This window comes from Enterobacter nematophilus, from assembly GCF_026344075.1.
Classification (GTDB): domain Bacteria; phylum Pseudomonadota; class Gammaproteobacteria; order Enterobacterales; family Enterobacteriaceae; genus Enterobacter; species Enterobacter nematophilus.
Genome location: NZ_JAPKNE010000007.1, coordinates 101,653 through 114,067 on the forward strand (window position 1 = coordinate 101,653; position 12,415 = coordinate 114,067).

Consider the following 12,415-nt stretch of genomic DNA (forward strand, 5'->3'; position numbering starts at 1 on the left):
AACATGAAAGCATTGTCTGTACTGACGGCGGGCCTGCTGGCACTTTCCGCCAGCGCCTTCGCGGAAAATAAAACCAGCGTCGTGCTGGTGCACGGCGCGTTTGCCGACGGCAGCAGCTGGAATAAGGTGATCGCCCTGCTGCAAAAGCAGCACGACGAGGTGATTGCCGTCCAGCTCCCGCTCACCTCGCTTAAGGATGATGTTGCCGCCACGAAACGGGCCATCTCCCGGGCGCACGGCGACGTGGTGCTGGTGGGACACTCCTGGGGCGGAACCGTCATTAGCGAGGCGGGCAACGATGCGCGGGTAAAATCGCTGGTGTATGTGGCGGCATTCGCGCCGGATTCCGGCCAGTCGACGGCGGATCTGGCGGGAAGCTACCCGCCGCCGCCGGGCAGCGCGGGCATTGCCAAAACGGCGGAGGGCTATTTATACCTGCCGACGGAAGCCGTCAGGAAGGACTTCGCGCCGGACGTGAAGCCGGGGGAACAAAACGCTATTGCGGCGACGCAGGGGCCGATTAAGGCCGATGCGTTTGGTGAAAAGGTGACCCACGCGGCGTGGCATGATAAACCGAGCTGGTTTGTGGTCAGCAAGAATGACCGGATGATCAACCCCGATCTGGAACGTGCGATGGCGAAGACGATCCACGCGAAAACCACCGAGGTGGCGGCGAGTCACGTGTCGATGGTAAGCCAGCCGGAGGCCATCGCCCGGACGATTGAGCAGGCGGTTGAAGCAAAGTAAAATTTTGCGAATTAGAGGCCGGGTAAGCGCAGCGCCACCCGGCAAAAAACAGCCTCAGCCACCGCCATCTGCGGGATAATCGCGATTAATCCACGCGTGGTCCTCTTCCCAGGTGAACATCCATTTGCGCACCGGCCCCGCCATCACGTTGAGGTAGTAGCTGTCATACCCGGCCATCGTCGCCACCGGGTGATACCCCTTCGGCACCATCACCACGTCACGGTTGTAGACAGCCATACACTCGTCCAGCGTTCTGTCGTCGGTGTAGACGCGCTGCATGCAGAACCCCTGCTCCGGGTTGAGGCGATGGTAGTAGGTCTCCTCCAGGTAGGTCTCCTGCGGCGGGTTATCCGTATCGTGCTTGTGGCTCGGGTACGAGCTGGTGCGGCCCTCGTTAGTCCACACCTCCACCACCAGCAGGCTGTCGGCGGGCCTGTCTTCCGGCAGAATGTTGTGCACGTAGCGCTGGTTGTGGCCCTTGCCCCGCGCTTCAGCGTCGATGTCCTCCGGGGCAATCAGCCGCGTCGGGTACGTGCCCTTGCCCGGCGCGGCGCAGACCGCCAGCTCCAGCGCCGTCAGCGCCTTCACCTGCACCGTCTCCTGCGGGGTGACGTACACCGCCCACGGCTTGATGCGTTCAAAGGGGCTCATCCGCTCGCCGATGTCGTTAAACTGCGCGGAAGGCGTGGTGACAGAGGCGCGCCCGGCGACCAGCACCAGGCAGCGCTCTTCCCTGACGGCGGGCAGCGTCAGCGTCTGCCCCTCCTGCAGCTCATACGCCTCAAACCCGACGTACCCCCACCCTGCGCGTTCCGGCGTGACGGACTGGGTGCGCCCCTCCGCGTTCGGCTGTTTCCAGCGTGATAACAGACGTGACATGTCACCTCCTCAAATAAGTCCGGCGTCGCGCGCCAGGCGGCTCAGGTTGTTATACCCCAGACGAGCGTAGGTCAGCGGGTGAGCAATGGCCGGATCCTGCTCGGCCTCCACCACCAGCCAGCCGCGGTAGTCCTGCGCCTTCAGCAGCCGCATAATCGGCGGGTAATCCACGCAGCCGTCGCCCGGCACGGTAAACACGCCGCTCAGCACCGCATCGAGGAAGCTGGTTTTGCGGTTTTTGACGTCCGCCAGCACGTCGGCGCGCACGTCTTTGCAGTGAACGTGGTTGATGCGCGACGCCCAGCGCTGCGCCACCGCCAGCGGATCGGCCCCGGCAAAGGTCAGATGGCCGGTGTCCAGCAGCAGTCCGACCGCTTCGCCGGTATGGGTCATCAGGTTGTCCACGTCGTCAGCGGATTCAATCACCGTGCCCATATGGTGATGGTAGGCAATCTGCACGCCCTGTTGCTGCGTATAGCGGGCAAATTCGGTGAGCTTCTCTCCGTACTCCTTCCAGCGTTCCTGCGGGAAGCGCGGACGCAGATGCACCGGGGTCTGCTGCTCGCCGTGAATGCAGCCGCTCACTTCCGCAAAGACCAGCACCTTCGCCCCCAGCTCGCGCAGCAGCGTCAGGTGCGGCTGCACGGCGGCGATCTCCTCCTCCACGCTGCGCTCCAGCAGGCGGCCGGAGTACCAGCCGGAGACCAGCTGCAGGTCGTGGCGCTGCAAAATCGGGCCAAGCAGGCGCGCTTCGCGCGGGAACTTATTGCCCAGCTCGAAGCCGGCAAAACCGGCCTCTTTCCCTTCGCTCAGGCAGGTCTCGAGCGAGGTTTCCGCGCCGAGGGAAGGCAGATCGTCGTTCGTCCACGTCAGCGGGTTAATGCCCAGTTGTACACTCATTGTCATCTCCATTATGCGTGTCCGCGCTCGCGCCACCAGGCGATAAGCTGCAGGTAGTTGTCCCGGATGCGCGCCACCAGCTGCGCATCGTCAATATCGTGCTTCAGCCACGCGCGGGAGGCGTCGCCAAACAGCGTGCGCCCCACGGCGAAGCCTTTAACCAGCGGCTGCCCCGCTGCGGCCTTGAAGCCAGCGCGCAGCTGTTCCGCCGGAGCGTCCAGACCGAGGATCACCACCCCGCGGCAGTGCGGGTCCCGGCGTTCGATAATTTTGCCAAGCGCCGTCCAGCCGTCGGCGGAAAGCGGCGGCAGCTTCCACCAGTCCGGGTAAATGCCGAGGTTGTAGAAGCGGGAGATGGCGCGCAGGTAGAGCTCGTCGCTGCGCGGCATGCTGGCGGGCAGGATCACCTCCAGCAGCAGCTCGTGCCCGGACCGGCAGCAGGCGTGGTACACCTCGGCGATTTTCTGCTCCTGCTCCAGGCGCAGGCCGTGGGCGTCTTCCGGGTGGAAAAAGACCAGACACTTCACCACGTGCTCCTGCGGCCAGCTGATAAGCTGGGTGCCGATGTTGCCGTGCTCCATCTCCAGCGGCCGGGAGCCCGGCAGCTCAATGGGGCGCCCAATCCACCACCCTTCCCCGGTGATCGCGTTCAGCGCGTCCTGACCAAAGGTGCCGTCGCACAGCAGGCCGGCTTTGCCCTCCAGCCCGGCGCGGCTCGCCGCCTCGCGGCTGGCCTGCAGGATCAGCTGCTTCAGCGCCGGAATGCGCTTAAGCGACGCGCCGCACTGCATCGCCATATCCTCCAGCTGGCTGCGGTGGTCGAAGGCCATCACGCACAGCTCCGGCCACTCGCGGCGGCGGGTGGTGACCCGGTGCAGATGGTTAAGACGCGGGTCAAGATCCGGGCGCGGCACAACCGCAGCGCGGGAGAGATAGTCATCCAGCTCGATTTTGCTCGGCATCGCCGGGGCGCAGCCGTGGCGCGAAACCACCAGCGCGCCGCAGGCGTTGGCGTAGCGGCACGCCTGCTCCCAGCCCTCGTCGTTCAGGTAGCCGCGCAGCAGGCCGGACATAAACGCGTCCCCCGCGCCGAGGACGTTCAGCACCTCCACGCGCACGCCGGTGACCGTCAGGCCGTCGTCCAGCCGGGGCGGAATGGCGTCGGTATAGACCGAGCAGCCGAGCGCGCCGCGCTTGCAGACCAGCGCTGCTTCACTGACGGCGCGCACCTGCCCCAGCGCCTGCAGGGTATCCGTGCTGCCGCCCGCAATGTGGAACTCCTCTTCGGTGCCGACAATGACGTCGAAGAGGTGCAGCACTTCCTGCAGCTCGCGGGTGACCTGGTCGGCGGCGATAAATCGCGTTTCGCCGTCGCCTAAGGAAGTGAGCCCCCACAGCACCGGACGGTAGTCGATGTCCAGCACCGTGCGCACGCCGTGACGGCGGGCATAGCCCAGCGCCGTCAGCACCGCCTCGCGGGTCTGCGGATGAGAAAGGTGGGTCCCGGTGATGGCAAGACAACGTGCGGAGGCAATGTAGCTTTCGTCCACATCGCTGGCGGTAATCGCCATATCCGCGCAGTTATCGCGATAAAAAATCAGAGGAAAGGTGTCCCGGTCTTTAATGCCGAGTAGCACCAGCGCCGTGAGGCGCTCTTTATCGGTAATAAGGTGGCTGGTATCGCAGCCTACCTGGCTGAGCTCTTCGCGCAGGAAGCGGCCCATATGTTCATCGCCGACGCGCGCCAGCATCGACGAGCGCAGGCCCTGGCGCGCGGTGCCGTACGCCACGTTGCCGGAGGATCCGCCAAGGTATTTGGCGAAGCTCGACGCATCTTCCAGGCGGGCACCAATCTGCTGACTGTAGAGGTCTACCGCCACGCGGCCCATGCATATCACATCAAACTGCTTTTCCACGTTGATACCTCATCAGACAATATCGTTCACGTTCAGCCAGCGGCCTTCCCGGTGCGAGAGCGCAATCGCGTCCAGCACGCGCGACACCTTCCAGCCCTCTTCGAAGTCCGGCCACATCGGCGCGTCGGCGGCAATCCCGTCCACCAGGTCGCGCACCTCCACCGTTTTTTGATCGTTAAAGCCAATCCCGTGTCCCGCGCCCATGCAGAACGCGGCGTAGTCCGGGTGCGCCGGGCCGACCAACAGCGTGCGGAACCCCTGACGGTTCACCGGATCGTCATGCAGATAGAGCTTCAGCTCCGCCATGCGCTCCTGGGTGAAGCTGATGGCGCCCTTCGTCCCGGTGATCACGTACGACAGCCCCATCTTGCGGCCGCAGGCGACGCGGGAGGTTTCAATCACCCCCTGCGCCCCGCCCGCGAAGCGCACCATCGCGTGGGCCTGATCCTCGTTTTCCACCGCAATCATCTCTGACGAACCGGCCTTCACCGGGCGTTCCGGGACCACGATCTTCAGGTCGCCGCAGACCTGCTCGATATCGCCCACCAGGTACTGGGCCATGTTGACGATATGCGCCGCCAGGTCGCCCAGCGCCCCCAGCCCGGCAGTCTCTTTAAAGCAGTGCCAGTGAATGGGCGACAGCGGGTCGGCCATATAGTCTTCGTTGTGGGTGCCGTAGAAGTGGATCACCTCGCCAATCTCGCCGCGGGCGATAATCTCTTTCGCCAGCTGCGCCGTCGGGTTCTTCATGTAGTTGAACCCCACCAGCGTTTTCACCCCGGCCCGCTTCGCGGCGTCGACCATCTCGCGCGCGTCGTGGGCGTTGAGCGCCAGCGGCTTCTCCGAGTAGACGTGCTTGCCGTGGCGGATCGCCTCCAGCGCCATCTCCTTATGCAGGTGGTTGGGCGAGCAAATATCCACCACGTCAATGGCCGGGTCGGCCACCAGCGCCCGCCAGTCTCCCGTTGAACGGTTAAAACCAAACGCCCGCGCGCGCTCTGCCGCCAGCTCCGGCGTAACTTCCGCCACCATCTCCCGCACCAGCCTGCCGCGCAGGTTGAACACCGTCGGGGCCTGGGCATAGGCGATAGCGTGCGCCTTGCCGATATACCCGGTGCCAATCAATCCAATACGAACCTCTTTCATCGCTATCCTCACAGTGCGCCGCGACGGCTCTTGGCATAGGTATCGAATGCCACCGCCAGAACGATAATTAACCCGGTGATAATCTGCTGGTAGTAGGCCGAGACGTTCATCAGCACCAGGCCGTTAATCAAAATGCCCATGATGATGGAGCCGATAATGGTGCCGCCGATGCGCCCGTAGCCGCCCATCAGCGAGGTACCGCCGATCACCACCGAGGCGATAACGCGCAGCTCAAAGGAGATCCCGGCGACCGCCTCGGCGCTCCCCAGACGCGCGCTCAGAATGAAGCCCGCCAGCCCCGCCAGACAGCCGATCAGCACGTAGACGCTGACCAGCACGCGCTTCACGTTAACCCCCGCCAGGCGCGCCGCCTCCGGGTTGCCGCCGATGGCGTAGACGAAGCGACCCCAGCGGGTTTTATGCAGCGCCAGATAGCCGCCGACGGCGACGATGGCGAAGATCCAGATAGGAATAGATATGCCGAGCAGCTCGCCGCGCCCCCACCAGCGGTAGCCGGGATCAAAACCGGCGATCGGCGCGCCGTCGTTAATCACCAGCGTCAGGCCGCGCCAGATGGTCATCCCGCCGAGGGTGACGATGAACGGCGGCAGGCGCAGGCGGGTGACGCCCAGGCCGTGCAGGAAGCCAATCGCCGTGCCCATGGCGAGACAAATCCCCAGCCCGATCAGCCAGCTCATGCCGCCCCAGGCGTTCGGGTCGACGGTGGTAAAGTTGTCGCCTTTGATCACATACGCCGCGGTCATCGCGCACACCGCCAGAATGGAGCCCACGGAGAGGTCGATCCCGGCAGTCAGAATGACGAAGGTCATCCCCACGGCCATGATCCCGTAGATGGAGACCTCGGTCAGGATGTTGAAAATATTGCGTTCAGAGAAAAAGTTGCTGTTCTGCGACTGGAAGAAGATCAGCAGCAGGATCATGAAAATCAGCACCCCGAAGCGCTCGAAGAAGGCGATGGGATCGATGCGTCCGGCGCGTTTGACCGGGGCCTGCGTTTTAGAAATCATCTGCGTCATGAGAAACTCCGTTATGCCGCGTTCAGGGCGTTGTGGTTGATGGCCATCATCGTCATCAGCCGTTCTTCGTTAGCGTCGTCACCGTGGATCTCGCCGGTCACCCGACCTTCGCTGAGGGTGATGATCCGGTCAGACACCGCCATCACTTCAGGCAGATCGGAGGAGATCACGATCACCGCCACGCCCTTTTTCGCCATGTCAAACAGCACCTGGTGCACTTCCGATTTGGTCCCCACGTCGATACCGCGCGTCGGCTCATCGACGATCAGCACCCGCGGGTTGAGCGCCATGCAGCGTGCGAGGATCACCTTCTGCTGGTTACCGCCGGAGAGCTTGCGCACCTCCTGCGCGCTGTTGACCATTTTGATCTGCAGCGCCTGCCGGTAGGACTCAATCAGGTCGTCCTCTTTGCGGGTATTCACAAACCAGCGCCACTGCAGCAGCGAGGAGAGGCAGGAGAGCGACAGGTTGTCGCGAATCGACAGCCCGAGCACCGCACCCTCTTTTTTGCGATCTTCCGGCACCAGCGCCACGCCCTGGTCGAGGGCATACAGCGGGTCGCGCGGCTGGTACGGCACGCCGTCCAGCTCAAAGCTGCCGGAGGTAAACGCGTCTGCGCCAAACAGGCAGCGGGCCACCTCGGTGCGTCCCGCGCCCACCAGCCCGGCAATGCCCAGAACTTCCCCGGCGTGGACGTGGAAGCTGATGTCGTGCAGGGCGATGCCGTGCGGATCCAGCGGCGGCTTTTCGCGGCTCAGCCCCTTCACCGACAGGCGGACGGGTTTGTCTTCATGATGGGTTTCGCTGGCGGGGCGGCGATTAAAGGCCACGTCGCGTCCGACCATCAGGCGGATCAGCTGCTCTACGTTGGTTTCGGCTACCGCGCCGGTGCCGGTAAAGCGGCCGTCCTGGAAAACGGTGAAGCGATCGCAAAGCTGGAAAACCTCGTGCAGGCGGTGGGTAACGTAAATAATGCTCACGCCGCGGTTTTTAAGCTCGCGCACCACGCGGTGCAGGCTTTCCACCTCGCTGTCGCTCAGCGCGGCGGAAGGTTCGTCCATGATGATCAGGCGGGCGTTGAGGGTCAGCGCCCGGGCGATCTCCACCATCTGCTGCTGGGCGACGCTCAGACGGGCGACCGGCGTAGTCGGCGCAACGTTCAGCTGCAGGTAATCGAGAATGACCTGCGCCTCCTGGTTTACCGCTTTTTCGTCGACGATCAGGTTACGTTTACGCGGCTCGCGCCCGAGAAACATGTTTTCCGCGACGGTCATGTTGGGCAGCAGGTTGAACTCCTGATAGATGGTAATAATGCCCTTGTTCTGCCGTTCCACCGGAGAGTCGTCCACCGGCAGCGTTTCGCCGTTGAACCAGATATCCCCGCGCGTTTGCGGCTGCGCGCCCGCGAGCGCCTTCAGCAGCGTGGATTTTCCCGCTCCGTTTTCCCCCAGCAGGGCGTGGATCTCCCCCGCGCCGACGGTCAGCTGGGCGCTGCTCAGCGCCCAGACGCCGGAAAAGCTTTTTGCCAGGTCGGTCACTTTCAGTAAGGGTTGCGACATCGGTCTGCTCCTCCTCATGTTGAGCCGCCGAAGGCGGCTCGGGACATATCAGTTACCGGCCTCACCGATACGCTCAGCCTGCTGCAGGTTCTCTTTGGTGATAAGCGTTGGCGGGTAGTCCGCGCCGGTGATGGCTTTCTTCTCGCGCACGTTGGCCACCAGCTGGCTCATCGCCGTCTGCACCGCAAAGCCCGGACGCTGATCCGCCGTTACCGCCAGCCAGCCGTCGCGCACGCGGGCCAGCGCTTCCGGCACCGCATCAAAGCCGGTCACGAGAATTTCGCCCGGCTTCACGCCTTGGCTCTGCAGGGCTTCAATCGCCCCCAGCGCCATATCGTCGTTGGCGGAGAGGATCACCTGCGGACGTTTCGGCAGCGAAGGCAGCACGCTTTCAACGATGCGCATCCCTTCAGAACGCATCCAGTTGCCGGTCTGATCGGCGACGATCTTGTACTTATCCCCGCCCGCCTTCAGGCTGTCGCGGATCCCTTTGGTGCGTTCAATATTGGAGGAGGAGCCCGGCTGACCGGTGAGCAGAATGATCTCCGCACCGTCGGGGAATTTGGTTTTGACGAAGTCGCCAATCGCCTGGCCGCCTTTATAGTTGTTGGCGCCAAAGTGCGGCACTTTCTTCTGGCTGTCGACGGAGCGGTCAAGGGTGACCACCGGCAGCTTCGCATCCTGAATTTCATCCACCGCGCTGGAGACCGCGTTGACGTCGTTCGGGGAGACAATAAAGCCCTGCGCCCCGCGGGTGATGGCGTTTTCCAGGTCAGCCACCTGCTTCGGCGAGCTGCCCTGCCCGTCCAGCACCTGAAGCTTCACGCCCATCTCTTTCGCGGCTTTCACCGCCGTGCGCTGCATGTGAACCTCAAACGGCATCGCCAGGTTTGGCGTACTGAAAACAATCTGCTCGTTTTCGGCGAGGGCGGCCCCGGACGTCATGGCGATGAGGGCGGCTAAGATCAGCTTTTTCATTATTATGTCTCTCTGTGTAGGGTTGGTGTGTTTAGAGGACGATCTCGCGCTGGCTACGCAGTGACTCCAGCGCTTTATCCGCAAGGTACAGCGCACGTTCACCATCATCGCCGCTGCAGTCAGGCACCGCTTCGCCGCGCAGGACCGCAACAAAGTGTTCCCATTCCGCGGCGTAAGCGGATTTGTAGCGCTGCAGGAAGAAGTGTTCCGGCAGCGCGCTGGTGCAGCCCTGTTTGCCGTAGTGCTGCACCTGGTTTTCCAGAATGTTGCCCGCGCACAGCAGCCCTTCGGAGCCGTGCAGCTCCAGACGCTGGTCGTAGCCGTAAGATGAGCGGCGGCTGTTGACGATGGTCGCCATCGCGCCGGAGGCATATTTCAGAACGATAAACGCGGTGTCGATATCCCCCGCCTCGCCAATCGCCGGATCCACCAGGTTGCTGCCCTGGGCATACACCGACACCGGCTCTTCACCCATGATGAAGCGCGCCATGTCGAAGTCGTGAATGGTCATATCGCGGAACATGCCGCCGGAGACGCGCACGTACTCCGCGGGCGGCGGAGACGGGTCGCGGGAGATAATCAGCAGCGATTCCGGCTTGCCGATGCGCCCGGCCAGTGCGTCGGTTTTCACGCGGCGGAACTGCGGGTCAAAGCGGCGGTTGAAGCCGATGAACAGCGGCACGTCGTACTCTTTGACCACCTTCAGGCAGTCGCGCACGCGGGCGAGGTCAAGGTGGACCGGCTTTTCGCAGAAGATGGCCTTGCCGTGGCGGGCGGCCATTTCAATCAGGTCCGCGTGGGTATCGGTGGCGGAGGCGATCAGCACGGCGTGAACGTTAGGGTCGGTCATCGCCTCTTCCAGGCTCTGCTGGCGGGCCTGATATTGGGTGGCGAGGCGGGTGGCAAATTCCTGATTCGGGTCAACCACGGACCAGAGCGTGGTCGCGCCGTGGCTGGCGATGTTAGCTGCATGTACCTGGCCAATTCGGCCAGCGCCCAGTAAAGCAATGTTAAACATAACGGCTCCCGGTGTTGGTGAATGCTGTGAACTAACGACCCTATAAATAAAACATTTATTTCATTTTTATAAATAGTGAAAATTATGTTTTTGAGTGCGGGTTAACACTTTTGAGATGAATGAGATAATTTTTGTTATCAATCTCACAACATGGGAGGGCGTGCGGCAACGCCCCTCACCCCGGCCCTCTCCCCAAAGGGGCGAGGGAAGAAAAGTCCGCACCGAACCATCCCCTCTCCCCTTTGGGGAGAGGGTTAGGGTGAGGGGGAAATGAAATGAAAATTTCGTTAAAGCGGAAAAACTCAATACTGACGGGCTTTTTTCACCTGCGCCTGCGTTTGCTCCGCGGCCTCTCGCACGGCAGAAGACTCTGCCACCTGCGCGTCACCGGTTCGCCACCACGAGGCATAGTCGTGGGTCATGGTCTTCGGCAGCACCTTGATGTCCAGCAGCGTCGGGCCCGGATGGGCGCGTGACGCCTCAAGCGCCGCCAGCAGGCTTTGCTCATCGTTCACCCGCCACGCGCGGCAGCCGTAGCTTTCCGCGTTTTGCGCAAAGTCGACCTTCACCAGCGGCCCGTCGAGCCGCCCGGTCTCCGGATTACGCTGGCGGTTTTCCGTGCCGAAGCTGCCCATCCCGTGCCCCATCTGCAGGTTGTTAATGCAGCCGAAGCTGGCGTTATCAAACAGCAAAACGGTGACCTTAATGCCCTCCTGCACGGCGGTTTGCAGCTCGGAGTGCAGCATCATGTAGGAGCCATCCCCCACCATGGCGTATACCGGCAGCGCGGGTCTGGCGAGCTTCGCGCCGATAGCCGCCGCAATCTCGTACCCCATGCAGGAGTAGCCGTACTCCAGGTGATAGCCGTCCGGCGTTTTGACCTGCCAGAGGCGCTGTAAATCCCCCGGCAGCGAACCGGCCGCGCCCACCACGATGGCGTTATCTTCTACATGCTGGTTGATCAGCCCCAGCACCCGCGTCTGGGTCAGGCGAGTGTTGAGCGTCTCGCCGTATTCCGCCAGCTGCGCGTCCAGGTGCCCCGCCACCTCAGGCGCGTCGTCCGGATGCCACAGGCGATCCCACAGGCGGCGGCACTCGTCGCGCCACGCGGATTTCGCCTGGGCGATCGCCTGCCCCCAGCCGCTGCGGTAATCGCCGAGCGACTGAGTTAAGGCCTGGAGCCCGGCTTGGGCATCGGCAATCAGCGCGGTCGCGTCCAGCTTCAGGGCGTCAAACTCGGCCACGTTCAGCAGCAGGAATTCGACGTCCGGGTGGGAAAAGAGCGCCTTGGAGCCGGTGGTAAAGTCGGTCAGGCGCGTGCCGACGCCAATCACTAAGTCAGCCTGTGGCGCGAGCTGGTTGGCGGCCATTCCGCCCGTCACTCCTACGCCACCCAGGTTAAGTGGGTGGTCACTTACCAGTGCCCCCTTTCCGGCCTGGGTTTCGGCAAACGGCAACTGCAGCGTCTCGACGAATTCGCGAAACGCCTCATGCGCGCCGGAGTAGCGCACGCCGCCGCCGCACACCACCAGCGGGCGACGCTTGCGGGCGATCAGCGCCCGCGCCTGCGCCAGACGCTGCGGATCGGGCGGACGACGTTCGATGTGGTGCACGCGTCGCGCGAAGAAGCTCAGCGGGTAGTCCCAGGCTTCCCCCTGCACGTCCTGCGGCAGGCAGATGGTCACCGCCCCGGTATCTGCCGGGTCAGTGAGCGTTCGCATCGCGCTTAGCATGGCGCTCATGAGCTGCTCGGGGCGGTTGATGCGGTCCCAGTAGCGGGAGACCGGACGGAAGCAGTCGTTGGTGCTGATGCTGAGATCGTGATACTGCTCGATCTGCTGCAGCACCGGGTCCGGCTGGCGGCTGGCGTAGATATCGCCCGGCAGCAGTAAAAGCGGAATGCGGTTCGCCGTGGCGGTTGCCGCCGCCGTTACCATATTGGCGGCGCCCGGCCCGACGGAGGAGGTGACGGCAAAAATGCGCTGGCGGCGGTGCTGTTTGGCGAATCCCGTCGCCATGTGGGCGATGCCCTGCTCGTTGCACCCCTGCATGATTTTCAGATGACCGGGATCCTGCTCCAGCGCCTGGCCGATACCCAGCACGTTGCCGTGCCCAAAGATGGTCGCCACGCCCTCCACGAAGGGCGTTTCGTTGCCGTCCACGCTGACGTACTGTTGATTCAGGAACCGGACCAGCGCCTGGGCCATGGTCATACGTTCGGTTTGCATAACGCCT

Annotated in this window: 10 protein-coding genes; 1 reads left to right on the forward strand and 9 read right to left on the reverse strand. The window is 63.2% G+C overall.

Annotated features, from left to right (window positions below; all coding sequences use genetic code 11):
• The first annotated feature begins 3 nt into the window (after nucleotides 1–3).
• On the forward strand, nucleotides 4–747 hold the full coding sequence (locus OSH03_RS17360) for an alpha/beta fold hydrolase (protein WP_266179679.1): 744 nt from the start codon (nucleotides 4–6) through the stop codon (nucleotides 745–747).
• 54 nt (nucleotides 748–801) lie between these two features.
• Here OSH03_RS17360 and iolB read toward each other — a convergent pair whose 3' ends face one another.
• The 9 genes from iolB to iolD form a co-directional block, all read right to left on the reverse strand.
• Complete coding sequence (gene iolB / locus OSH03_RS17365) at nucleotides 802–1,626, reverse strand: 5-deoxy-glucuronate isomerase (RefSeq protein WP_266179680.1); 825 nt, start codon at nucleotides 1,624–1,626, stop codon at nucleotides 802–804.
• Between the two features lie 9 nt (nucleotides 1,627–1,635).
• Nucleotides 1,636–2,526 (reverse strand): myo-inosose-2 dehydratase, encoded by an 891-nt coding sequence (gene iolE / locus OSH03_RS17370; protein ID WP_061097415.1) that lies wholly within the window; start codon nucleotides 2,524–2,526, stop codon nucleotides 1,636–1,638.
• 11 nt (nucleotides 2,527–2,537) lie between these two features.
• Nucleotides 2,538–4,442 (reverse strand): bifunctional 5-dehydro-2-deoxygluconokinase/5-dehydro-2-deoxyphosphogluconate aldolase, encoded by a 1,905-nt coding sequence (locus tag OSH03_RS17375; protein ID WP_266179682.1) that lies wholly within the window; start codon nucleotides 4,440–4,442, stop codon nucleotides 2,538–2,540.
• A gap of 12 nt (nucleotides 4,443–4,454) precedes the next feature.
• The gene (locus OSH03_RS17380; RefSeq protein WP_061097413.1) at nucleotides 4,455–5,588 is read right to left on the reverse strand and encodes a Gfo/Idh/MocA family protein; all 1,134 of its coding nucleotides are present in this window, start codon (nucleotides 5,586–5,588) and stop codon (nucleotides 4,455–4,457) included.
• Nucleotides 5,589–5,596: 8 nt separating this feature from the next.
• The gene (locus OSH03_RS17385) at nucleotides 5,597–6,625 is read right to left on the reverse strand and encodes an ABC transporter permease (protein WP_028014045.1); all 1,029 of its coding nucleotides are present in this window, start codon (nucleotides 6,623–6,625) and stop codon (nucleotides 5,597–5,599) included.
• A gap of 11 nt (nucleotides 6,626–6,636) precedes the next feature.
• Nucleotides 6,637–8,184: a sugar ABC transporter ATP-binding protein gene (locus tag OSH03_RS17390; protein WP_061097412.1), complete on the reverse strand. Its 1,548-nt coding sequence runs from the start codon at nucleotides 8,182–8,184 to the stop codon at nucleotides 6,637–6,639.
• A 48-nt stretch (nucleotides 8,185–8,232) separates the two neighbouring features.
• Nucleotides 8,233–9,162 carry a sugar ABC transporter substrate-binding protein gene (locus tag OSH03_RS17395; RefSeq protein ID WP_041908742.1) on the reverse strand — a complete coding sequence of 310 codons (930 nt, stop codon included), beginning with the start codon at nucleotides 9,160–9,162 and terminating at the stop codon, nucleotides 8,233–8,235.
• 31 nt (nucleotides 9,163–9,193) lie between these two features.
• Nucleotides 9,194–10,180, reverse strand: a complete 987-nt coding sequence (gene iolG, locus OSH03_RS17400) for an inositol 2-dehydrogenase (RefSeq protein ID WP_266179683.1) — start codon at nucleotides 10,178–10,180, stop codon at nucleotides 9,194–9,196.
• A gap of 302 nt (nucleotides 10,181–10,482) precedes the next feature.
• A complete protein-coding gene (gene iolD / locus OSH03_RS17405) occupies nucleotides 10,483–12,408 on the reverse strand; it encodes a 3D-(3,5/4)-trihydroxycyclohexane-1,2-dione acylhydrolase (decyclizing) (RefSeq protein WP_266179684.1) in 1,926 nt (641 codons plus the stop codon).
• Nucleotides 12,409–12,415 lie beyond the last annotated feature (7 nt).